Raw genomic sequence first — 23,765 nt, 5'->3', positions numbered from 1 at the left:
CGGTGGCCGCGTGGTGGAATTCAGGACGTGGCGGACGCGGCGAGGAACAGCTCCGCGCAGTGGTCCACGATCTCGTCCTCGGTGGCCTCCAAGCTGCCGTCGAGCCACGACGTGAGCGTCTGCGCCAGGCCTCCCACCAGCATCTCCGCCAGAATGTCGAGTCGCGTGCCGCCGTCGACACCGTAGAACTCGCGGGCTTGCACGCCGAGCAGTTCGACGAACATGCGCGTCGAAGCCACCCGGCGTTCCGCGAGCGCGGTGTCGGCCATCGACGGGGAGAACAGCAACCTCCCGCGGCGCGGATCCTCGGCGGCGGCGCGCACCAACCTGGACAGCCCCGCCCGGACCTTCGCCTCCGCGTCGGCCGCCGCCTGCTCCACGGCGTCCAGCGTCGCGGCGGCGATGCCCTCGACGACGCGGTCGTAGACGGCCACCGCGAGGGCGTCGCGGTCGGCGAAGTTCTCGTAGAAATATCGGGCTGCCAGGCCCGCGTGGCGGCACGCGCCGCGGACCGTGAGTGCACGCGGGCCGTCGCCGGACCCGAGCAGGTCGAGGCCCGCCTCGAGCAGTTGGGCACGGCGCTCGGCCTGCCGGTCGGTGCCGCTGACGCCGCCGTAGGTGCGGAGCGGTGCGCTGCTCATGGCTCCCATCTTGACATTCCCGTCGCGACCGCGGTCTCATAACTGACAACGGTCGTTCGCAGATATGCCGGTCGGCGGCGCCACGGCCGCCCGCGAAGGCGGATCGACGGGGGAAGGCCGTTCGACACGGGGCAGCGGAGATCCTCTCGGATCCCGTCCAGCAAGGAGGCCCGATGAGTACCGAACAGCAGGCCCGGCCCGCACGGTCCACGTCCGAGACGGGGGAGCCGGCAGTAGCCGACGGCACGGCGGCCGCGGCCACCATGCGCCGGGACGTGGTCGTCGGAGCGGGGCTGCTCGCGGCGGCGGCGAACATCATCATGCAGCTGGGGCGCCCAGGCGTCGGTCACGGCGTGGTGGAGAGCACCGTCGACGACGGCAATGTCTACGAACGACCGTTCAAACGCGGACGCACGACACTGACGTACCTGGCGGTCGCCATGCTCGGCACCGACGAGGAGCGCAAGGCTTACCGCCGGGCCGTGAACAAGCAGCACATGCAGGTGCGCTCCGACGAGTCGAGTCCGGTCGAGTACAACGCGTTCGACCCCGAGCTGCAGCTGTGGGTCGCGGCGTGCCTGTACAAGGGATTCGAGGACATCTACCTCGCGTACCTGGGGGAGTTGTCCGCCGACGAACTCGACGAGATCTATCGCTCGGCCGCCCCACTCGGCACGACGCTGCAGGTGCGTGAGGACATGTGGCCCGAGAGTCGGGCGGCGTTCGAGGAGTACTGGCAGCGGAACCTGGCGAAGATCCACATCGACGACACGGTGCGCGAGTACCTCCACGGCATCGCCACCGCGTCCTTCCTCCCGAAGCCGCTCCACCTGCTGCTGCGCCGGTTCAACCTGTTCGTCACCACCGGATTCCTGCCGCAGGTGTTCCGGGAACAGATGCGACTGACCTGGACGGCGAGGCAGCAGCGGCGGTTCGACGCCATGAACCGGGTGCTCGGCCGGGTGATCCGTGCGTCGCCGCTCCCGCTGCGCGCGTTCCCCTACAACGCCTGCCTGTGGGACGTGCGGCGACGGCTCCGCACCGGCAAACCGTTGGTGTGAGGCACGGCCCGGCGGCGGGTCTCGTGCGGCGAGTCCCGCACACGACGCCGCGCGTCGCCGTGTGCGGGATCGTCCGTCGCCGAACGCAGAGCACGCGGTGCCGAGTGCAGGGCACGCGGTGCCGAGTGCAGGCGGGGTGGACGGGACGTCGAGCCGGTAGTAGTTTAGAGATTTACTAAATCGGTCGAGTGTGAGAGTTGGTCCCATGACGGCGAGTGATTCCGGCGAGCTGGACTTCTGGTCGTTCGTCGAGCTCGCCAACCGCAGGCTCTCCCGGGAGTACGGCTTCCGGCACCAGCTCGCCACCGAGTTGCTGCTGACCCTCAACCGCGCCTCCAACATCGTCACCTACGACCTCGAGGCGTCGGTGCACCGGCCGCGTGGCCTGTCGTGGTCCGGGTTCCGCCTGTTGTTCGTGACGTGGCTGGCCGGACCGCTCGAGGCGAAGAAGGCGGCCGAGTTGACGGGCATGAGCCGCGCGGCGGTGTCCAATCTGGCCAAGACGCTGGTGTCGGACGGGCTGCTCAGCAGGGAACCCGGAGCGCGCGACGGCCGGTCGGTGCTGCTGTCGCTCACCGACACGGGCCATCAGGAGATGGTCGAGGTCTTCCGTGCGCACAACGAACGCGAGGACGAGTGGGCAGGTGTGCTGTCCCCCGAGGAGCAGCGCATCCTGATCATGCTGCTCGACAAGCTCGTCACCAACCGCGACCAGTTCGACGTCCGCGGCCGGAACTGAGCCGCACGCACCGGCGCCGGCTCCGGTGAAGGCGCCGCCGCCGGTGCCACTGACTCCATTCAGCCGGTGTCGTACCTGCGCATGTGTTGAAACTAGTACATGCGTTAACTAGCGTGGAACGGGCGCGCCCCCGTGGTGTGCAGCCGAGATGACAGCAAGGAGGCAGTCATGGCGTACTACCGTCGGGTCGGCAGCGTGCCACCGAAACGTCACACCCAGCACCGCACCCCGGACGGCGGGCTGTACTACGAGGAGCTCATGGGCGAGGAGGGATTCACCTCCGACTCGTCGCTGCTCTATCACCGCGGCATTCCGTCGGCGATCGTCGACTCGCGGGTCTGGGATCCGGGGGACCTGTCCACCACGCCGAACCATCCGCTCAAGCCGCGGCACCTGAAGCTTCATGATCTGTTCCCCAAGGAGACCTGGGCCGAGACGGACGTGGTCACCGGGCGCAGGCTGGTCCTCGGCAACGGCGATGTGCGACTGTCCTACGTGGTGTCCACGAAGGACTCGCCGCTGTACCGCAACGCGACCGGCGACGAGATCGTCTACGTCGAATCCGGGCAGGCGACGGTGGAGACGGTGTTCGGCAGCCTCGAGGCCGCGTCCGGCGACTACGTGTTCCTGCCGATGTCCACCACCCACCGGTGGCTGCCACACGGCGACTCTCCGCTGCGGGCCTACGCCATCGAGGCGAACAGTCACATCGCACCCCCGAAGCGGTACCTGTCGCGCTACGGCCAGTTCCTGGAGAACTCGCCCTACTGCGAGCGGGACCTGCACGGGCCCGCCGAACCACTGCTGCGGGAGGGAACCGACGTGGAGGTGCACGTCAAACACCGCGTCGGTGGCGGCATCGGCGGCAGCGTCCTCGTCTATCCGGAGCACCCGTTCGATGTCGTCGGCTGGGACGGCTGCCTGTACCCGTTCACGTTCAGCGTGCACGACTTCGAACCCATCACCGGGCGCGTGCACCAGCCGCCGCCCGTGCACCAGGCCTTCGAGGGAACCAACTTCGTCATCTGCAACTTCGTTCCCCGCAAGGTGGACTACCACCCGCTGTCGGTGCCCGTGCCGTACTACCACTCCAATGTGGACTCCGATGAGATCATGTTCTACTGCGGCGGCGACTACGAAGCTCGGAAGGGATCGGGTATCGGACAGGGTTCGATCTCCTGGCACCCCGGCGGTCATTCGCACGGGCCGCAGCCCGGAGCGGTGGAGAAGAGCCTCGGCGCGGAGTTCTTCGACGAACTGGCCGTCATGGTCGACACGTTCCGGCCGCTCGAGCTCGGTGAAGGCGCCCTCGCGTCCGAGGACACGAACTACGCCTGGACCTGGTCCGGGCGCGGGCCCGGACAGTGAGCGCGGCGCCCGGTCTGCCCGCGTTCGCCCACGGACTCTGCGACGACGCGGCGGTGTTCCCACCGGGACTCGCCCCGCTGCCCGACGCGGTGTCCCGGCATCGCGAGCACGTCTCGGCTCCGTATCGAGACCTCGTCGGCCCGCTCGTCCTGGCCGCGCCCGCAGTCGGGGAACTTGCACCGCTGCTGCGGCACGACGACGACCTGGCGCTCGCGGTGACCGCGCCGGAGGGTCCGGCCCAGCTGGCCGGCGCGATCGGCGGCGCGGCGGACCTGCCGGTGCGGGTGCTCGCCGCCGAGATCGCGGTGCCGGGCGAGGTGGCCGAGTTCTTCGCCGAACTGGACGCGCTCGAGTTGCCGGGCGTGACCGTTCACGTCGAGGTACCACGCGACGAACGCAGGTTTGCGGTGCTCGCCGGGCTCGCCGAACGCGGCGTGCGCGCGAAGTTCCGTACCGGCGGGGTCCGTGCGGACCTGCATCCCGACGAGGCCGAGCTCGCGACGGCGGTCGTGGCCGTCGCGCGCGCCGACATCGCGTTCAAGGCCACCGCCGGTCTGCACCACGCGATCCGCAACACCGATCCGGACACGGGCTTCGAGCAGCACGGCTTCCTCAACCTGCTGCTGGCCACCGACGCTGCGCTGCAGGGCTCGGACGAGAGCGTGGTCGCGGGACTGCTGGCCCGGCGGGACGGTGCGGCGATCGCGGCGGCGGTCCGCGAACTGGGCGCCGAGCGGGCCACCACCGTGCGGCGTTCGTTCGTCTCGTTCGGCACCTGCAGCATCATCGAGCCGCTCGCCGAGCTCGTGGAACTCGACCTGATCCCCGCCGACTCCGTGGCGGGCAAGGAGTGAACGCATGACCACCATCGCCATCCCCGAGGGCTCGCTGTTCGGGCTCGACAACCTGCCCTACGGCGTGTTCTCCACGCCGGGTACCGACCCGCGGGTCGGCGTGCGCGTCGCCGACTCGGTCGTCGACCTCGCCGCGACGCTCGGTGACGCGGTGTTCGCACGCCCGTCGCTGAACGACTTCATGGCGCAGGGCCGCGCCCGGTGGGACGAGGTGCGGCGGGAAGTCGCCGACCTGGCGGCGGGGGAGGTCCCCGACGAGGCCGTGCACCCCGTGCAGGCGGTCACGATGCACCGGCCGTTCGACGTCGCCGACTACGTCGACTTCTACGCCTCGGAGAACCATGCCTCGAACCTCGGCCGCATCCTGCGTCCGGACTCGGAGCCGCTGCTGCCGAACTGGAAGCACCTGCCGGTCGGCTACCACGGCCGTTCCAGCACGGTCGTGGTCACCGGCACCGAGGTCGTCCGCCCGTCCGGGCAGCGCAAGAACGACGACGGCCCGGTGTTCGGCCCGTCGCAGCGCCTCGACATCGAGGCGGAGCTCGGCTTCGTCGTCGGCACCGGCTCGTCGCTGGGATCGCGGGTGAGCACCGCGGAGTTCGCCGAGCACGTGTTCGGTGCGGTGCTGGTCAACGACTGGTCGGCACGCGACATCCAGGCGTGGGAGTACCAGCCGCTCGGCCCGCACCTCGGCAAGAGTTTCGCCACGTCGATCTCCGCGTGGGTGGTGCCGCTGCAGGCGCTCGAGGCCGCCCGTGTGCCGGGGCCGGTGCAGGAGCCGGAGGTGTTGCCCTACCTGGCCGAGGAGCAGGACTGGGGGCTCGACATCGACGTGGCCGTCAGCTGGAACGGGCAGGTCGTCTCCCGTCCGGTGTACCGGGAGATGTACTGGTCGCCCGCCCAGATGCTCGCCCACCTGACCGTGAACGGCGCCGTCGCGAGTACGGGCGACCTGTACGCGTCCGGCACGATCTCCGGGCCCGGAAAACACGAGCGGGGAGCGTTCATCGAGATCACCTGGGGCGGACAGGAACCGGTCGACGTGGCGGGGAGGAAGAGCACGTTCCTCGAGGACGGCGACGAGGTGACGATCAGTGCCACCGCGCCCGGTGCGGGCGGTGGCCGGATCGGATTCGGCGACGTCACCGGTCGCATCCTGCCCACGCCGGACCCGCCCGCGTGAGCGGCTGACTCCGTTCCGTGGCCGAGGCCCGTACTCGGGTCTCAGCTACGGAGTCGTCAGCCGTTCCGGAAGGCCCCACACCCTCGTACTGTCTCCCGCACTGCCCTGACCAGCGAGAACGGCCACCGAGCTCGATCGATCGCCGGGCCGGGCCAACCTCCTCGGCGCCTTTTGCGTCACAGTGCACGGAAGTGGTGGAAACCACCCGAACGGTGGTTGGCATCATGGAGCGCCGGTACAGACGAGAGTGAGGTACGCCGTGACGCAGTCGCCGCCCGCGCCACCGGTCACCCCGGTGCCGGCCAAGACCCGGTACCGGCCCGAGCTGCAAGGCCTTCGCGCGCTCGCGTGTGCGCTCGTGGTCATCTACCACGTGTGGCTGGACCGCGTGTCCGGCGGCGTGGACGTGTTCTTCTTCGTCACCGGCTTCCTGATCACCGGGCAGCTCTTCCGGGCGAGCCTGCGTGACCGGGTCCGGTTCCGCGCCACCTGGGGACGGTTCGTCAAGCGGCTCGTGCCGTCGATGGCGACCGTGCTCGTCGGCACCGTCGTCGCGGCGTACTTCCTGCTGCCGGAGACACGCTGGGAACAGACCGCGGGCGAGATCGTGGCCTCGGCGCTGTTCTTCGAGAACTGGCAGCTGGCGGCCCAGTCCGCCGACTACTTCGCCCAGCACGACCAGGCCAGCGTCGTGCAGCACTTCTGGTCGCTGTCCATCCAGGGGCAGTTCTACCTCGTGTGGCCGCTGCTGATCGCCGCGTTCGCGTTCGTCGTGAAGCGCTTCGGCGGAAACCTGCACCGGTGGCTGTTCGGCCTGCTGACCGTGCTGACGGCCGGGTCGCTGGCCTACTCGGTGTACCTGACGGCCGCCGACCAGCAGTTCGCGTACTTCATGTCGGCGACGCGGGTCTGGGAGTTCGCACTGGGCGGGCTGGTCGCGCTGGCGATCGACCGGCTCGCCCTGCCGCGCGCGATCCGGATCCTGCTCGGCTGGCTCGGTGTCGCCGGGCTCGTGTTGTGCGGCCTGGTGCTGCAGGTCGGCACCATGTTTCCCGGCTACGTCGCGCTGTGGCCGGTCGTGGCGGCCGCGCTGGTGCTCGTGGCGGGCCAGACGGGCACGGTGCTCGGCGCCGACCGCATGCTGTCCTCACGGCCGTTGAACTACCTGGGCAACGTCAGCTTCTCGCTGTACCTGTGGCACTGGCCGGTGCTGCTGTTCTACGTGCTGTTGCGGGACCGGCCGGAGGTCGGCCTGCGCGGCGGCGCCGTCGTCATCGCCGTGTCCCTGGCACTGGCCATGCTCACCTACCACCTGGTCGAGAAGCCGGTCCTGCGGGCCAAGGTGGACACGCGGACCGTGTGGGGGTCCTACCGGGTCGGCGCGGCGATGCTCGCCGTCGTGCTCGCCGTGGCGGGCACGTGGCAGCTGGCGGCGGTGGAGCGGGCCACCTTCGTGCAGAAGGAGGACGACCCGGCCCACCCCGGTGCGCAGGTCCTGTCGCCCGGCGGCCCGCATGCGGACGGCGACGCCGATCCGATCCCGCCGTTCGCTGCGCTGCCCAAGCAGTACGACAACTTCACCGCGGAGCAGTGCCGCCACTCGGACAAGAACGAGATCGTCGTCATCTGCAACGAGAGCCTTCACCCGAATCCGACGCGGCGCGTCGTCGTGGCGGGCGACTCGCATTCGCAGCAGTTCAACGCGGCGCTGCGGCCTGCGGCGAAGAAGGCCGGGTGGGAGATCATCTCCATGGGCCGCGGCGGGTGCCCGCTCACCACCGAGGCACCCAACAATCCCGAATGCACTGCCTGGAACGAGACGGTCATGCAGGAGATCCTGGAGCTCGAGCCGGATGCCGTGTTCACGATGGCCAGCCGGGACGCGCACCCGCTACGGGACGAGGTCACCCCGGCCGGCTACGTCGAGCAGTGGCGGACGCTCGAGGAGGCGGGCATCCCGGTCATCGCCGCCCGTGACAACCCGCGCTTCAACCGGTCCCTGGCCGAGTGTGCCGAGAAGCGCGGTGTGGACCACCCGTCGTGCTCGGTCGAGCGCGACAAGGTCTACGACCCGCAGCCGTCCTGGACAGCGGTCGAGAACCTGCCGCAGAACGTGAGCTTCGTCGACTTCAGCGACTACTTCTGCACGCCGACCGAATGCCCGCCGATGATCGGGAACGTCCTGGTCTACCTGGACAACAACCACATCACGAAGGCGTACATGAAAACGTTGGCGCCGGTGGTGCGGGAGCGGATGGCCGGGATCCTCGACCGCGTCGGCTGAGTGAGACGCCGGTTCGGCCGGGGCGACGGGACCCCCTCGCCCCGGCCGAACCGGATCACTCGCGCCGGCGGGTCTTCGCGCGCTGGTAGAAGTACGCGGCCCAGAAGCCGACGGCCGCCAGCACCATCACGACGGCGAACACCCACATGCCGAGGTTCGTCTCGGTCTCGGTCAGCATGAACGCGACCGCCGCCACGGCCAGCACGGACAGCGCGATCATGCCGTGCACGACGCGGCGCGGGATCTCGATTTCGGCCATGTGGGTCATCCTGCCAACACGCGCCGGCCCAGGTTGCCGCCGGTCCGCGCCCTCGTCCGTGGGCACGCGGCCGCGACGGGTCACAGCCCCCAGTCGGCGGTGACGGCGTCGTTGTCGGACCCCGGCGCGTGCGGGGATGCGGGCACCGCCGGCTCGGTGCGCGAGAACCGCGGCGCGGGTGCGGGCTGGACGACGCCGTCGATCTCGACGAACGTTCCCCGCGCCGCGACGTGGGGATGGTCGGCGACTTCGTCCCACGTCAGTACGGGGGTGACGCACGCGTCGGTGCCGTCGAACACGGCGGCCCACTCGTCCCGGGTGCGGCTCGCGAAGACCTGCGTGAACCGTGCCCGCAACGTGGGCCAGCCCGACCGGTCGTTCTGATCGGGCAGCTCCTCGTCGGCCAGGCCGAGGCCGTCGATCAGCTGTGCGTAGAACTGCGCCTCGAGCGCGCCCACCGCGACGTACCGGCCGTCCGAGCAGACGTAGGTGTCGTAGAACGGCGCGCCCGAGTCGAGCAGGTTGCCCGCACGCTCCGAGGACCACGCGCCGATGCCGCGCAGGGACCAGAGCATCTGGGCGAGCACGCTCGCACCGTCGACCATCGCCGCGTCGACGACCTGGCCGCTGCCGGAACGCTCTCGCTCCCACAGCGCCGAGAGCACACCTGCGAGCAGGAACATCGATCCGCCGCCGTAGTCGCCGACGAGGTTGAGCGGCGGCGCGGGCGGCTCCTCGGCCCGGCCGATCGCGTGGAGCGATCCGGTCAGGCTGATGTAGTTGATGTCGTGGCCCGCCTGCGTGGCCATCGGCCCGTCCTGGCCCCAGCCGGTCATGCGGCCGTACACGAGTCGCGGATTGACGCCGCCGCACTCGTCGGGTCCGACGCCGAGTCGCTCGGCCACGCCGGGCCGGAACCCTTCGAGCAGCACGTCCGCCTTGCCCGCGAGGTCGAGCACGAACCGTGTGCCGGCGGCGGACTTCAGGTCGGCGGTCACGGAGCGCTTCCCGCGCATCAGGTGGTCCGACTTGCCGCCGTGGATGTCGAGCGCGCCGGACGGCCGTTCCACCCGGACGACATCGGCGCCGAGGTCGGCCAGGATCATGCCGGCGTGCGGCACCGGGCCGATGGCGGGCAGTTCGACGACTTTCAGACCGCTGAGAGGGCCAGGCACGTTGTCGTTCACCTCGTTGCTCGTGAGTCGGGTCGTGGGGGAGTGGGTCGTGGGGAAGCCGGGAGTACTCGGCCGGTGCGTCGGATTCCGCCCCGCCCGCGATCCTGCCCGGGGCCCGGCTCCGTCACGGTAGCCGGACAAGGCACGGATCACCTTTCCGCATCCGCCGAAGCGTCCGGGGGAGACGTAGGTCACGGGTGACGTGTCGCGCCCACGGTTACGCTGCGCGGTAAGCGCACGCTTTCCTAGTCGTCGACGGCATCCGCGGTGCCGTGACGGTGATCGGCGGAGCCGACGGCTCCCGACGTCCTGCGAAAGGAAACGCAATGGTTCGCACCCGGTTCTGCGACGTGTTCGGCGTCGACCATCCGATCGTGCAGGGCGGGATGCAATGGGTCGGCAAGGCCGAACTGGTCTCGGCCGTGGCCAACGCCGGCGCGCTCGGCTTCCTGACGGCGCTGACGCAGCCCACGCCGGAGGACCTGGCCAAGGAGATCGCGCGGTGCCGTGAGATGACGGACAAGCCGTTCGGCGTCAACCTGACGATCCTGCCGTCGATCAACCCGCCGCCGTACGCCGAGTACCGCGACGTGATCGTCGAATCCGGCGTTCCCGTGGTCGAGACCGCCGGGTTCAACCCCGCCGAGCACCTGCCGACGTTCCAGGGCGGCGGTGTGAAGGTGCTGCACAAGTGCACCAGCGTGCGGCACGCCGTGAAGGCCCAGGACCTCGGTGTCGACGGCATCTCCATCGACGGCTTCGAATGCGCGGGCCACCCCGGTGAGGACGACATCCCGGGTCTGGTGCTGATCCCCGCGGCCGCCGACAGGATCTCGATCCCGATGGTCGCCTCCGGAGGCTTCGGCGACGCGCGCGGCCTCGTCGCGGCCCTGGCACTCGGCGCCGACGGCATCAACATGGGCACCCGGTTCGTCGCCACGCAGGAGGCGCCCGTGCACGAGAACGTCAAGCTGGCCATGGTCGAGGCCAGTGAACGCGACACCGAGTTGATCTTCCGGCCGCTGCGCAACACCGCACGGGTCGCGAGCAACACGGTCAGCCGCGAGGTCGTGTCGATCCTGGACGGCGGCGGCGAGTTCGAGGACGTGCGCGAGCTCGTCGCAGGCAACCGGGGCCGCACCCGGGTGCTCGAAGAGGGCGACACCGACGGCGGCATCTGGTCCGCAGGCCTGGTTCAGGGCCTCATCCAGGACGTCCCGACGGTCGCCGAGCTGGTCTCGCGGATCGCGGGCGGCGCGGACGAACTGATCAACCGACGGCTCGCCGGCCTGGCTGGCTGAATTCGCCCGGGGCCGTTCCGCTACACCGTCGTGCAACGCAGTACAACGCCGTACATCGGAGGAGAAGAACACATGGACATCGCAGGGTCGGTCGCACTGGTGACCGGGGGAGCGTCGGGGCTCGGTCTCGCCACGGTGCGGGAGCTGCACGGGCAGGGCGCGAAGATCGTGATCCTCGACCTGCCGTCGTCGGACGGTGACGCGGTGGCCCAGCAGTTGGGCGAGAACGCCGTGTTCGTCGCCGGGGACGTGACCAGTGAGGACGACGTCACGGCCGCTGTCGACGCCGCGGCGAAGCTCGGTCCGCTGCGTATCACGGTCAACTGCGCGGGGATCGGCAACGCGGTCAAGACCGTGTCGAAGAAGGGCGCCTTCCCGCTCGCCGACTTCACCAAGGTCGTGGGCATCAACCTCATCGGCACGTTCAACGTCATCCGGCTCGCCGCGGAGCGGATGTCGCAGACCGAGGAGGTCGGCGAGGAGCGGGGCGTCATCGTCAACACCGCGTCGGTGGCTGCCTACGACGGCCAGATCGGGCAGGCCGCCTACTCGGCGTCGAAGGGTGGCATCGTCGGCATGACGCTGCCGATCGCCCGCGACCTGGCGAGCCTGAAGATCCGTGTGGTCACAATCGCACCGGGCCTGTTCCAGACCCCGTTGTTCGCGGGCCTGCCCGAGGACGCCGTCAAATCCCTCGGGGAGCAGGTGCCGCACCCGTCGCGGCTGGGCGACCCGGTCGAGTACGGCTCGCTGGCGCGGCACATCGTGGAGAACCCGATGCTCAACGGCGAGACGATCCGCCTCGACGGCGCGATCCGCATGGCCCCGCGCTGACGGCCGACCCGGTGGGGCCGCGCGGTCGGCGACCGTCCGCTCGTGGCCCCACCGGCGGTCGGCTGCCGGGGAATCCGCGCCGTCGGGGACAACCGCGCGGCGGGGGTCCTCGGCGGGGTGGGAGACGGCCGGTCAGAGCCCACCGCGGGCGATCAGCTGGCGGGCCACCACGTCCCTCTGGATCTCGTTGGTGCCCTCGCCGACGATCATCAACGGCGCGTCACGGAAGTAGCGTTCGACGTCGAACTCGGTGGAGTAGCCGTAACCGCCGTGCACGCGCACCGCGGTCAGCGCGACTTCCATCGCCGTCTCGGAACAGAACAGCTTGGCCATGCCCGCCTCCATGTCGGAGCGCTGCCCGGAGTCGTAGGTGCGGGCGGCGTGCAACAACAGTTGCCGCGCGGCGGTGAGTTTCGTGCCCATCTCGGCGAGGTGATTGCCCACCGACTGGTGCTTCCAGATCGGGACGCCGAACGACTCGCGCTCCTGGGCGTAACGCAGCGCGTCGTCGAACGCCGCGCGCGCGACGCCCGTGGCCCGCGCGGCCACCTGGATCCGCCCGATCTCGAGACCGCGCATCATCTGCGCGAATCCTTGTCCTTCGACACCGCCGAGCAGGGCGCTCTCGGGCACGCGGCAGTCGTCGAACGACAGCTCACAGCTCTCGACACCCTTGTAGCCGAGCTTCGGAAGGTCGCGGGAGACGGTGAACCCCGGCCCCTTCTCCACGAGCAGCACGCTGATGCCGCGGTGCGGCGGATCGGCGTCGGGATCGGTCTTGCACAGCACGGCGACCAGCCCGGCTCGGCGGGCGTTGCTGATCCACGTCTTCGTACCGTTGAGCACGTAGCCGGCGGAGGTGTCGCCGTCCCCGCCCGCGGGTGCGGCGACGGTCCGCATGGCCTGCAGGTCCGAGCCGCCGCCGGGTTCGGTCAGCGCCATCGTCGCGCGGAGTTCGCCGGTCGCCATCCGGGGCAGGTACTTCTGTTTCTGCTCCTCGGTGCCGTAGTCGGACAGCAGTTTCGCGACGACCGTGTGCCCGCCCATCGCGCCGGCGAGGCTCATCCAGCCGCGGGCGAGCTCCTCGGTCACCAGCGCGTAGCACGGTGCCGAGACCCGTACCTCGCCGTAGGGCTCCGGTACCGCCAGGCCGAAGATCCCGAGCCGCTTCATCTGCTCGATGAGCGCCTCGGGATAGACGTTGTCGTGTTCGAGATCGCGCACCACGGGACGCACGTCCCTGTCGACGAACTCACGCACGGTCTCCACGATGGCCTGTTCGTCGGCGTCCAGGCCGGCTTCCGTCGTCACCATTCACTCCCTGTCCGAAGAATCCGTTCGGTGTGGGCGCCCGTCCGGGCACCGGTCAGTCGTGGAATCGCACGTCGGCCGTCGCGTGGCGGTCGTCGGCGGCGCTCGCGACGGCCAGGGCGGCGCCTCCGTCGTCGTCCGGGCCGCCGCGGACGAGGACCGGCATGCCACTGAACACGGGCCGCCGCAGCCGGAACCGCACCTCGGCCACCGGCCGCGGGGCGTCGCGGCGCACGGCCTCGAGCATGAGCAGCACCAGCAGCGGTCCGTGCACCACGAGTCCCGGATAGCCCTCGACGTCGCGTGCGTAGGGCAGGTCGTAGTGGATGCGGTGCGAGTTGGCCGTCAGCGCGCTGAACCGGAACAGCGTCACCGGGGAGGTGTCCGGGGACAGCAGCCACGGATGTCCGTCCGGGGTGGGGGCTTCGGTCGGAACGGCGAACGTCCGCGGGCTCTCGTCGCCGGAGCGGTAGACGTAGTCGATGTCCTCGACGATCCGGTCGTGGCCGTGCTGGCTCCACGTGCTGCGGACGGTCACGAACGCCAGTTCGCCGTTGCCGCCGTGTTTGACCGTGCACGTGGTGACCTCGGACGTGCGGTGCACCGGCGCGCCGACCTCCAGCGCGCCGTCGAACCGGACGTGGCCGCCCGCGAACATGCGCCTGCGGTCGGGGACGGGTGGCAGGAACCGGCCGTGACGGGGGTGGCCGTCCGGGCCGAGGGCCTCGTTCGGAGGCCATTCGAGCAGCTGCAACCAGTGCCAGAGCGGGGGGAGCCGGTCTCCGGTGCGTGCCACGACCGGCTGGTCGAGGACCGCCGAGAGCGCCGTCACCGGTTCGCCCGCGACGAACCCCTCGTCGCGGGCGGGGTCGGGGTTCCAGCCGTCGAGGTGTTCCTGCAATCCCACGTCCACGTCCTCGCTGTTCCCGTCGTTCCGGCACCGCCGTCCTCGCTCGTGCATTCTATAGAATCTCGCGACACCACTCCGCGGTTGTGTTGCACGTCACTCGAAGGGTGGAACCGGTCGACGGCGGAGCGGGCAAATGGTGGATTCCCGATTCCCTCCGGCCCGTCGACCGGGTACCGAGGACGGACGGGCTTCGGCTCGTACGGCACCCGCCGCATCCGTGCGAGCGGCGACGACGGAAGTGAGGTGGTGGCGAGGCCCCGACGTCTCCGCGGGCCGTCCCGCGGTGCGCGCGACCCGCGGCGTGAGCCGTACGGGTTCCGAACTCCCTGACCCGAGCACGACCCGACGACGTGTCTGCTCCCGTGCGACCCCGAGTCGTCCGGGTGCGGGAAAGCCGCATACCAGTGGAGGAAGCGATGGCGACGGACGCCGACAAGATCAAGGTGACCATCCTGCCGACCGGCACGATGCACGCCGACCTGACGTGGCTGCTCATCGACCCGCAACGGATGGCGACGCGCAGCAATCCGGGCAAACAGCGGGACTGGGTGCCGGTGCCGACTCACGTGGTCTACATCGAACACCCCGACGGCACGAAACTCCTGTGGGACGCGGGCGTCCCGCGGGACTGGGAACAGCGTTGGGGGCCGACCGGACTGGACCAGTTCTTCCCCGTCGACGAGGTCACCGACGACATGTGGCTCGACGCCCGGCTCGGGCAGTTGAACCTCGAACCCGGAGACATCGACTACCTGTTGCTGTCGCACCTGCACATGGACCACGCGGCCAACGCGAAGATGTGGCAGGACACCGGCACGAAGATCGTCGTCGACGAGGCCGAGAAACAGGGCGCCTTCGGCTTCGACGGCTACAACAAGGGCGCCCACATCAAGTCCGACTACGACGGCCTCGAGCTCGACACGATCAACGAGGACACCGAACTGCTCCCGGGTGTGACGCTGGTGCGCACCCCGGGGCACACGTGGGGCACGCTGTCGCTGCAGGTCGATCTCGCCGACTCCGGAACGATGCTGTTCACATCGGACTCGCTGTATCTACGTGAGAGTTACGGACCGCCGCCGATCGCGGCAGGCATCGTCTACGACACCGTCGCCTGGTTCGAGTCGGTCGAGAAGATCCGCGGGATCGAGGAGAAGACCGGCGCGACGATCGTGTTCGGGCACGCCGCCGACCAGATGGCCGAGCTCAGGACCGGGCCGGGCAACTACTACACGTGATCCGGTCCGAGGAGCCTGTGAAGGAGGCGTGACGAGATGCCGTTGTTCGACTACCGCTGCTCCTGCGGGGCACGGTTCGAGAAACTCCAGCCGAGCTGGCGCAGCCCCGATCCGGATTGTCCCGCGTGCGGGGCATCCACATCGCGCATGCCGCCTGCGGTCTCCCTCGCGGGCGGTGCGCGGCCGCCCGCGGGTCCGGACCAGGCGCCGACGTCCTGGGAGGCCACCGGCCGCGGCGACAGGGAGTACGTGGCCCAGTGGCGGCGGACGTTGGAGCACCGGGAGCGGCTGGCCGAGAAGTACCCGGAGCTGTCGACCCGACGCGACGCGGTGGCCGCCCACGAGGGTCGTTTCGAACGGGCGCCGCTGACGTACCGGGAACTGGCCCAGCGGGCTGCGGCGTCCGGGGATGCGACCGCGGCGGCTGCCGAGGCGGCGAGATCCCGCACCGGCTCGGGCTTCGGCTCCGGCTCGGGCTCCGGCGACGGTGGTGCCGCACCGACGGGTGGCACCGGTGGCTCGAGTTCCGGCGGCTCCTCCGGCGCGGGCGGGCGCTGAGCGACGCGGAGTCTAGAATCGAACGGTGACCGAGAACGCAGCCGACGCGCTCCGCGGCCGGGCGATAGCGGCGCGACGCGGCCCCTTCGGTGACAAGCAACAGCTGAGCGAGCGCGTCGCCGCGTACGTGCGCGAGGGCATCATGGTCGGCGAGTTCCCTCCGGGGGAGTTCGTCCGCACCGAACACCTCGCGGCGCAGCTCGGCGTGAGTCAGACGCCGGTCCGCGAAGCCCTCATGATCCTGCACAGCGAAGGGTCGGTGCGGTGGGAGCCGCGGCGCGGTTATCGCGTCGTGGCCCTCACCGGCCGTGACGTGCGGGACCTGTTCCAGGTGCAGGCCTACATCGCGGGCGAGCTGGCGGCCCGCGCGGCCGAACATCTCACCGAGGCCGAGATCGACCGCCTCGGCTCGCTCCAGGACGAGCTGACCGAGGCCGAGAGGACGGGCGAGACGGACCTGGTCGACAGTCTGAACCACGAGATCCACCGGACGGTGAACAAGGCGTCCGGATCCGCGCGGATGGCGTCGCTGCTGAACCTGACCGTCAACTACGTGCCGTTGCGGTTCTTCGGCACGATCGAAGGCTGGCCGTCGGCGTCGGCCCACGACCACGCCGAGATCCTGACGGCGTTGCGGGCCCGGGACCCGCAGGCCGCCCGCACCGCGATGACCGCGCACATCGAGCACATCGGCGAGTTGCTCGTGGCCCACCTCACGAAGCACGACATCCTCGCCTGAACCGCGTCCCCGGAGTCGTGCCCGTCCGTGCCTGCCCCGACCCGTCCCGTGCTGACGAATCCCCGGTGCCCCGAAGCGCTGCCCCGGTGAACGGCCGGTGACCCGGCCGCGTCCCACCGCGTCGATTTTTGGTGGATTTCTACAAACCGCCCCGGTGGGACGTGGCGGCTGCGATCATTCCGGAGTCGGAGCCCGTCCGGGGAGGCTGGGGGAGCACGGACGGACGTGTGCCGGGAACCGGGACGTCCGGTCCGGCAGCGTGCCGCGGACGCGGCACGTCCGAATGCGAAACACCCGAACGCGAGAACCCGGTGCCACCGCCCGGGCGTGACAGCAGGTTGTGAGGTTTGCCGAGTTTGTTCACCCGCATCGCCATCGTCAACAGAGGTGAGGCCGCGATGCGGCTCATCCGTGCCGTGCGCGAACTCAACGCGGAGGACGGCGGACGTCGGGAGACGATCGCCTTTCACACCGACGTCGATCGCGGCGCCACGTTCGTGCGGGAAGCGGATCACGCCTGGGAACTGGGCAACGCCGTCGACCGGCCCTACCTGGACATGGCCGCGCTGGAGCGTGCGCTGACCGGGTCGGCGGCGGACGCCGCCTGGGTCGGCTGGGGATTCGTGGCCGAGGACCCGGCGTTCGCGGAGCTCTGCGAGCAGCTGGGCGTGGCGTTCGTCGGCCCGTCCGCGGAGGCCATGCGCAGGCTCGGCGACAAGATCGGCGCGAAGCTGCTCGCCGAGGAGGTCGGCGTTCCCGTCGCGCCGTGGAGCCGCGGTCCGGTGGACGGGCTCGAGGGCGCGCTCGAGGCCGCGGGCGGCATCGGCTATCCGCTGATGCTGAAGGCGACCGCGGGCGGCGGCGGACGGGGCATCCGAGTGGTCGAGACCGCCGATGATCTGGCGGAAGCCTACGAACGGACCAGCGCCGAGGCCGAGCGAGCGTTCGGCAGCGGCGTGGTGTTCCTGGAACGGCTCGTCACCGGTGCGCGGCACGTCGAGGTGCAGGTGATCGCCGACGGCCGGGGAACGGCGTGGGCCCTCGGGGTGCGCGACTGCTCGGTGCAACGCCGCAACCAGAAGGTGATCGAGGAGTCGGCGTCGGTGCGGCTCGAGGCCGATCAGGTGGCCGAGCTGAAGGCCTCCGCCGAACGTCTCGCCGTGGCGGTGGGCTACCGCGGCGCGGCGACCGTCGAGTTCCTGTACCACCCCGGTGAGCGGCTGCTGGCGTTCCTCGAGGTGAACACCCGCCTGCAGGTCGAACACCCCATCACCGAGGCGACGACGTCGTTCGACCTGGTCAAGGCGCAGCTGCACGTGGCCGAGGGCGGCGCTCTGACCGGACCGCAACCGCAGGAGTCCGGGCACGCCGTCGAGGCCCGGCTCAACGCCGAGGACCCGGACCGGGACTTCGCGCCGGCCCCCGGGCACATCTCCCTGCTGACGCTGCCGAGCGGCCCCGGGGTCCGCGTCGACACCGGCGTGGGCGCGGGCGACGACATTCCCGCAGACTTCGACTCGATGATCGCCAAGATCATCACCTATGGCCGTACCCGGGACGAGGCGCTCGCCCGGCTGCGGCGCGCCGTGCGGGACACGACGGTGCTGATCGACGGCGGCGCCACCAACAAGAGTTTCCTGCTGGACCTGCTCGACGCGCCCGAGGTGATCGACGGCACCGCGGACACCGGCTGGATCGACCGTGTGCGCGCCGAGGGCAGGCTCGCGTCCCACCGTCACTCGGGGATCGCTCTGGCCGCGGCGGCGATCGAGGCTTACGAGGAGGGCGAGCAGGCGGAGCGGCAGCGGCTGCTGACCACCGCCTACGGCGGACGCCCGCAGGTCCGGCACGACGGTGCCACGGCCATCGACCTGAAACTGCGCGGCGCCGGCTACCGCGTGACCGTCGCCCGCACCGGCCCCCGGCGGTTCCGGGTCGAGATCGACGGGGCCGGTGCGGTGCCGGCGTTCGACGTCACGCTCGAACGGTTCGACGACAGCAGCGGCCAGCTCACGGTGCACGGCCACCGGTACCGCCTCGTGACCGGCACCCACGGGCCGGTGCACCTGGTCGAGGTCGACGGCGTGACCCACCGGGTGAGCAGGGACGAGGGCGGCGTGCTCCGGTCGCCGGCCCCGGCGCTCGTCGTCGCCACTCCCGTGGAACCGGGCGACGAGGTCGAGTCCGGCGCTCCGGTCCTGGTGCTGGAGAGCATGAAGATGGAGACCGTGCTGCGGGCGCCGTTCCGCGGCAGGCTGGTGCAGCGCCCCGTGTCGATCGGCAGCCAGGTCGAGGCTGGCGCGCCGCTGCTACGCCTCGAGCCGGTCGCCGACGACGACGCCGGTGAGACCGCGGCCGCCGACGGCACGGCGGAGCGGGTGGATCTGGAACTGCCCGCCGCGCCGCCGGAGATGTCGGCGGCCGAGCAGGTGCATCGTGGTCTGGACCGGCTGCACTGGCGGTTGCTCGGCTTCGACACCGGGCCGGACGAGGACCCCGGCGCGCCCACCGAGTACTCCAAGGCACGTACCCGGTTGGCCGACGACGGTGCGCGTCCGCTGGCCGAGGAGGCCGGACTGCTGCGCGTGTTCGCGGACCTGTGTGAGCTGACACGGAACCGCCCGGTCGCGGGCGGGCAGGCCGACGAGGAGGCGGGCGCGAGTGTCCACAGTGAACGCGAGTACTTCCACACGTATCTGCAGAGCCTCGACACCGAACGTGCCGGGTTGTCCGACGGCTTCCTGGCGAAGCTCACGCGCGTGCTCGGGCACTACGGCGTCACGGAACTCGACCGCACTCCGGAACTGGAGGAGGCGGTCTTCCGTATCTTCCTGGCCCAGCAGCGGGGTGCGGCCGACGCAGCCGTCGTGACGACCGTGCTGCAGCAGTGGCTGACCGAGCCCGCTCCGCCCGAGGCCGTGCAGTTGACGGTCGGGGAGGCGCTGGAACACCTCGTCGTGGCCACCCAGCTGCGGTTCCCCGCCGTGACGGACCTGGCGCGGAGTCTGGTGTTCCGGTGGTTCGGTCAGCCGATGTACCGCCGCAACCGGGCCGAGAGCTACACGGCGGTGCGCAAACACCTGCGGTATCTCGACGCCCACCCGGACGCGGCCGACCGCGAGGAACGGATCGCGGCCATGGTCGCCACGCCGGAACCGCTCGTGAGGGTGCTCGCGCAGCGCATGGTGCGCCCGGGTACCGACCAGCGACCGATGCTCGAGGTCCTCGCCCGGCGCTACTACGGTTCCCGGCGGCTGCACGGCCTCGACACCGTGCGCACCGCCGGCTTCGACTGCGTCACCGGCGAGTACCGGCCCGGTGGTACCGACCCGGCGGCGTACCGGCTGGTCAGCACCGCGACCGACATGACGAGCCTCGGGGATGCGCTCGGCGCGGTGGGGTCGATCGCCGACGGCGGACAGGCGGCCGACCTGGTGGCGGACGTCTACGTGACCTGGCCCGACCAGCCCGACGACGCCGACGCGATGGCCGAGCGGTTGCGCGGTGAGCTCGCGGCGGCCCCGTTGCCGGACCGGACCCTGCGGGTCACGGCCAGCGTCGCGGGCCGCACCGGATCGGCCATGCACCACCACTTCACGTTCACGGCCGGTGCCGACGGACCGGCCGAGGACCGGGCGATCCGGGGGCTGCACCCGATGATCGCGCAGCGGCTGCAGCTGCCGCGGTGGCGCAACTTCGACCTCACGCGGCTGCCGTCGGCCGACGAGGAGGTCTACCTCTATCGCGCCGTGGCGAAGGGCAACGAGACCGATGAGCGGCTCGTGGCGATGGCCCAGGTCCGCGACCTGACACCGCTGAAGGACGAGGACACCGGCCGGATCCTGGCGTTGCCGGACGTCGAGGACACGCTCGACGCGTGTGTGGCGGCGATCCGCCAGGAGCAGGCGGGCCGCCCGGCCAGGAAGCGGCTCGACACGAACCGGGTACTGCTGTACGTCTGGCCGCCCAACAGGCTCACACTCGACGAGGTCGACGCCATCGCGCGCCGCGTGCTGCCGACCACCACGGGTGCGGGACTCGAGGAGGTGCTGCTCATCGGCCGCCGGTCGGACGACCAGCAGGGCGAGCTCCGGGACACCGCCGTTCGCATCGGCTACGACGTCGGATCCGGCGTGAAGGTGGAGGTCGTCGAACCGCCGTCGGAGGACATCCAGCCGCTCGACGACTACGGCCAGAAGGTGCTGCGGGCGCGGCGGCGCGGCGCGGTGTATCCGTACGAGCTCACCGCGATGCTCGCCGGTGCGGACGGGGTGTTCACCGAACACGACTTCGACGAGGTGGGCGCGTTCACGCCCGTCGACCGGCCGAAGGGCGGCAACACGGCCGGCATCGTCGCGGGGGTCGTGACCACCCCGACGGCGCTGCACCCCGACGGGATGACCCGCGTGGTGCTGCTGGGTGATCCGACGAAGTCGCTGGGATCGCTGTCCGAACCGGAGTGTGCGCGCGTGATCGCCGCGCTGGACCTGGCCGACCGGATGGGCGTGCCGGTCGAGTGGTTCGCCCTCTCGGCGGGTGCGCGGATCGCCATGGACTCGGGCACCGAGAACATGGACTGGGTCGCGGCCGCGCTCAAGCGCATCGTCGAGTTCACCCAGGCGGGCGGTGAGATCAACATTGTCGTCGCCGGCATCAACGTCGGCGCCCAGCCGTACTGGAACGCCGAGGCCACGATGCTGATGCACACCAAGGGCATTCTGGTGATGACGCCGGATTCGGCCATGGTGCTCACAGGCAAGCAGTCCCTGGACTTCTCGGGCGGCGTCTCGGCCGAGGACAACTTCGGTATCGGCGGTTACGACCGGGTGATGGGGCCGAACGGGCAGGCTCAGTACTGGGCCGCCGATCTCGCGGGCGCGCGCGACGTGCTGATGCGGCACTACGACCACACCTACGTCGCGTCCGGTGAGACCGCGCCGCGGGCGGCGGGCACGACCGACCCGGCCGACCGTGACGTGTCCGGCTTCCCGCACCACGTCGCGGGAAGCGACTTCAGCACCGTCGGGGAGATATTCTCCACCGAGTCGAATCCGGACCGGAAGAAGCCGTTCGACATCCGCACCGTGATGCGGGCGCTGTCCGATCAGGACCATCCGGTGCTGGAGCGCTGGGCGGGCATGGCCGACGCGGACACCGCCGTCGTGCAGGACGTGCACCTCGGCGGGCGGCCGGTGTGCCTGCTGGGCATCGAGTCCAGGCCGGTGCTGCGCCGGGGGTTCCCGCCGACGGACGGGCCGGACACCTACACCGCGGGCACGCTGTTCCCTCGGTCGTCGAAGAAGGCTGCGCGCGCGATCAACGCGACCAGCGGCAACCGGCCGCTCGTGGTGCTGGCGAACCTGTCCGGGTTCGACGGCAGTCCTGAATCGATGCGCAAGCTCCAGTTGGAGTACGGTGCCGAGATCGGTAGGGCGATCGTGAACTTCGACGGGCCGATCGTGTTCTGTGTGATCTCCCGTTATCACGGTGGGGCGTTCGTGGTGTTCTCCAAGGCGCTCAACCCGAACATGACCGTGCTGGCGGTCGAAGGCTCGTACGCGTCGGTGCTCGGCGGGGCGCCCGCCGCGGCGGTGGTGTTCTCCGGGGAGGTCGACGCGCGCACGGCCGCGGATCCGCGCGTGCAGGAGGCGCAGCGGGCGGCCGCGGGGGCCGAGGGCGGCGATCGCGCGGCGGCGGCCGCCTCGCTGTCCGAGGTGCGCGCCGAGGTGCGGGCGGACAAGCTCGGCGAGGTGGCGTCGGAATTCGACGGCATCCACAGCATCCGCCGTGCCGTCGAGGTGGGCTCGGTCGACGCGGTCATCCGGCCCGAGCAGCTGCGTCCGGCCATCATCGACGCGATCGAACGGTCCTGACGGCCGGACACGGTCGGGTGCGCACGCGGGCGGGGCCGGGGAGCGATTCCCCGGACACGCCCGCGTGACGGTCGCCGGTCAGGCGTGGTCGGCCGACCGAGCCTGACCGCCGGGCCCCGTGGCGTCGGTCGCCACCGGGCCGTCGGCCCTGACGTCGGCGGCGGGCCCGCCGGACGCGGCGTCGCCGTCCGGGTCGGTCTCGCCGATCCGGACGTTCATGCGGCGTTCTGCGCGGATCGAGCGGATCGCGGCGGTGAGGCCCGCAGCCCACAGCATCCCGATGCCCGCCAGCACCGCCACGGTCACCGGTGTCGAGGCGTCGAGCGAGGCGAGCAGTGAGCGGCTGTTGGTGAACACGATGAGGCCGCCGGCCGCCGCGCCGAGGATCCGCGGTGGCAGTTTGCGCACGAGCCAGGCGGCGAAGGGTGCGGCGATCATGCCGCCGATCATCAGCCCGGCGACGACCGTGTAGTTCATGCCGTCGGTGTGCGACAGCGCGAACAGGAAGCCCACGCTCGCGGCGATCGCCACGATGAACTCGGACGTGTCGACCGACCCGACGACCTTGCGCGGTTCGAGCCTGCCGGACGAGAGCAGGGTCGTGGTCGCGACGGGACCCCAGCCGCCTCCGCCGCTGGCGTCGACGAAACCGGCGACGACGCCGAGTGGGGCGAGGAAGCGTGCGCCGGGCCGCTTCGCGGTGATCAGCGAACCCAGCTTCAGGAACGCGAACCGGATCAGCACGTAGAGGCCGAGCAGCAACAGGATCGTCGTGATCCACAGCTCGGCCGACGACGTGGCCAGCGACGTGAGCACGTAGGCACCCAGCACGGCGCCGACGGCCCCCGGCAGGGCGAGCGTGCCGACCACCCGCCAGTCGACGTTGCGCATCTTCCAGTGCGACAGACCGGACGCGAGCGTGGTGCCGACCTCGGCCAGATGCACCGCCGCGGAGGCGACGGCGGGTGTGGTGCCCGCGACCAGCAGCGTGGTCGTCGCGGTGACGCCGAACGCCATGCCGAGCGAGCCGTCGACCAACTGGGCGAGGAATCCGGCCAGTCCGAACAGGAGAAGTGTGTGCATGCCGCCCTCGGTGTATCGAAAGTGGCCGACAATTCCGAGGGGTGTCGGAATTGTCGGCGTCGAACGTCTTCTGTGTTGCCGTTTCCCCGGTTTTCGAACCTTCGGAAAACAGCTGGCGGGTGCGACGGTCCCGGGCTTCCTTCGCCGGTGGTGTCGGCCACTGGTGTCTCCGCCGCGTACCCGGTGCCGGACAGTCCCGTCCGTCGTCGGATTCGATGCTGGCACAGAATTCGCCGCCCGGTCCACCGTTTCCCGTCACGCGGGAATGTGGTGGGGAACACGGTTTTTCTAACTTGGTGAAAAGAAATTTCGGAACATCGCGAAATAAATACCCGGGTGGTTCCGGGGTGTGGG

The 23,765-nt window shown here is 70.5% G+C and carries 18 protein-coding genes; 12 read left to right on the top strand and 6 right to left on the bottom strand.

What is annotated here, in order from left to right; all coding sequences use genetic code 11:
• Positions 1 to 20: 20 nt before the first annotated feature.
• Positions 21 to 641: a TetR/AcrR family transcriptional regulator gene (locus tag FHS23_RS10640; RefSeq protein WP_183652449.1), complete on the bottom strand. Its 621-nt coding sequence runs from the start codon at positions 639 to 641 to the stop codon at positions 21 to 23.
• Positions 642 to 904: 263 nt separating this feature from the next.
• Between FHS23_RS10640 and FHS23_RS10635 the strand changes: the two genes are divergently transcribed.
• The 6 genes from FHS23_RS10635 to FHS23_RS10610 all read left to right on the top strand — a co-directional run bounded on the left by FHS23_RS10635 (position 905) and on the right by FHS23_RS10610 (position 8,130).
• Positions 905 to 1,702 (top strand): oxygenase MpaB family protein, encoded by a 798-nt coding sequence (locus tag FHS23_RS10635; protein WP_221219437.1) that lies wholly within the window; start codon positions 905 to 907, stop codon positions 1,700 to 1,702.
• A gap of 205 nt (positions 1,703 to 1,907) precedes the next feature.
• Positions 1,908 to 2,441 carry a MarR family winged helix-turn-helix transcriptional regulator gene (locus FHS23_RS10630; protein ID WP_183652443.1) on the top strand — a complete coding sequence of 178 codons (534 nt, stop codon included), beginning with the start codon at positions 1,908 to 1,910 and terminating at the stop codon, positions 2,439 to 2,441.
• A gap of 168 nt (positions 2,442 to 2,609) precedes the next feature.
• On the top strand, positions 2,610 to 3,809 hold the full coding sequence (locus tag FHS23_RS10625) for a homogentisate 1,2-dioxygenase (protein WP_183652440.1): 1,200 nt from the start codon (positions 2,610 to 2,612) through the stop codon (positions 3,807 to 3,809).
• Entirely contained in the window at positions 3,806 to 4,663 is an 858-nt protein-coding gene (locus FHS23_RS10620) for a hypothetical protein (RefSeq protein WP_183652437.1), read from the top strand. The genes FHS23_RS10625 and FHS23_RS10620 overlap by 4 nt, the downstream gene beginning before the upstream one ends.
• A 4-nt stretch (positions 4,664 to 4,667) precedes the next feature.
• The gene (fahA, locus tag FHS23_RS10615; RefSeq protein WP_183652435.1) at positions 4,668 to 5,846 is read left to right on the top strand and encodes a fumarylacetoacetase; all 1,179 of its coding nucleotides are present in this window, start codon (positions 4,668 to 4,670) and stop codon (positions 5,844 to 5,846) included.
• 259 nt (positions 5,847 to 6,105) lie between these two features.
• The gene (locus FHS23_RS10610; protein ID WP_183652431.1) at positions 6,106 to 8,130 is read left to right on the top strand and encodes an SGNH hydrolase domain-containing protein; all 2,025 of its coding nucleotides are present in this window, start codon (positions 6,106 to 6,108) and stop codon (positions 8,128 to 8,130) included.
• Between the two features lie 55 nt (positions 8,131 to 8,185).
• On the opposite strand, the gene FHS23_RS10605 is transcribed toward FHS23_RS10610, so the two are convergent.
• The gene (locus tag FHS23_RS10605; protein WP_183652429.1) at positions 8,186 to 8,389 is read right to left on the bottom strand and encodes a hypothetical protein; all 204 of its coding nucleotides are present in this window, start codon (positions 8,387 to 8,389) and stop codon (positions 8,186 to 8,188) included.
• An 80-nt stretch (positions 8,390 to 8,469) separates the two neighbouring features.
• Positions 8,470 to 9,564, bottom strand: a complete 1,095-nt coding sequence (locus FHS23_RS10600; RefSeq protein WP_183652427.1) for a CoA transferase — start codon at positions 9,562 to 9,564, stop codon at positions 8,470 to 8,472.
• Between the two features lie 326 nt (positions 9,565 to 9,890).
• Here FHS23_RS10600 and FHS23_RS10595 point away from each other — a divergent pair, with 326 nt between their 5' ends.
• Together FHS23_RS10595 and FHS23_RS10590 are read left to right on the top strand one after the other, a co-directional pair.
• The gene (locus tag FHS23_RS10595; RefSeq protein ID WP_183652425.1) at positions 9,891 to 10,865 is read left to right on the top strand and encodes an NAD(P)H-dependent flavin oxidoreductase; all 975 of its coding nucleotides are present in this window, start codon (positions 9,891 to 9,893) and stop codon (positions 10,863 to 10,865) included.
• A 72-nt stretch (positions 10,866 to 10,937) separates the two neighbouring features.
• Positions 10,938 to 11,699, top strand: coding sequence for a 3-hydroxyacyl-CoA dehydrogenase (locus tag FHS23_RS10590; protein ID WP_183652423.1), 762 nt, complete (start codon positions 10,938 to 10,940; stop codon positions 11,697 to 11,699).
• 132 nt (positions 11,700 to 11,831) lie between these two features.
• Here the strand turns inward: FHS23_RS10590 and FHS23_RS10585 are convergent, their stop codons facing one another.
• Together FHS23_RS10585 and FHS23_RS10580 are read right to left on the bottom strand one after the other, a co-directional pair.
• A complete protein-coding gene (locus FHS23_RS10585; RefSeq protein ID WP_425501110.1) occupies positions 11,832 to 13,010 on the bottom strand; it encodes an acyl-CoA dehydrogenase family protein in 1,179 nt (392 codons plus the stop codon).
• A gap of 55 nt (positions 13,011 to 13,065) precedes the next feature.
• Positions 13,066 to 13,917 (bottom strand): HTD2 family dehydratase, encoded by an 852-nt coding sequence (locus FHS23_RS10580; protein WP_343053813.1) that lies wholly within the window; start codon positions 13,915 to 13,917, stop codon positions 13,066 to 13,068.
• A gap of 419 nt (positions 13,918 to 14,336) precedes the next feature.
• Here FHS23_RS10580 and FHS23_RS10575 point away from each other — a divergent pair, with 419 nt between their 5' ends.
• From FHS23_RS10575 to FHS23_RS10560, 4 genes are all read left to right on the top strand, one after another.
• Positions 14,337 to 15,158, top strand: coding sequence for an N-acyl homoserine lactonase family protein (locus tag FHS23_RS10575; RefSeq protein WP_183652417.1), 822 nt, complete (start codon positions 14,337 to 14,339; stop codon positions 15,156 to 15,158).
• Positions 15,159 to 15,194: 36 nt separating this feature from the next.
• Entirely contained in the window at positions 15,195 to 15,716 is a 522-nt protein-coding gene (locus FHS23_RS10570; protein WP_183652416.1) for an FmdB family zinc ribbon protein, read from the top strand.
• Positions 15,717 to 15,741: 25 nt separating this feature from the next.
• Complete coding sequence (locus FHS23_RS10565; RefSeq protein WP_343053812.1) at positions 15,742 to 16,455, top strand: GntR family transcriptional regulator; 714 nt, start codon at positions 15,742 to 15,744, stop codon at positions 16,453 to 16,455.
• 356 nt (positions 16,456 to 16,811) lie between these two features.
• A complete protein-coding gene (locus tag FHS23_RS10560; protein ID WP_183653795.1) occupies positions 16,812 to 22,328 on the top strand; it encodes an ATP-binding protein in 5,517 nt (1,838 codons plus the stop codon).
• A 78-nt stretch (positions 22,329 to 22,406) separates the two neighbouring features.
• Here the strand turns inward: FHS23_RS10560 and FHS23_RS10555 are convergent, their stop codons facing one another.
• Positions 22,407 to 23,411, bottom strand: coding sequence for a sulfite exporter TauE/SafE family protein (locus FHS23_RS10555; protein ID WP_183652415.1), 1,005 nt, complete (start codon positions 23,409 to 23,411; stop codon positions 22,407 to 22,409).
• Positions 23,412 to 23,765: the final 354 nt, after the last annotated feature.

Origin of the sequence: Prauserella isguenensis (genome assembly GCF_014191605.1) — a bacterium.
Lineage (GTDB): Bacteria > Actinomycetota > Actinomycetes > Mycobacteriales > Pseudonocardiaceae > Prauserella > Prauserella isguenensis.
Note: the sequence above shows the minus strand (reverse complement) of the source record. Positions and strands in the feature narration are given on the sequence as shown.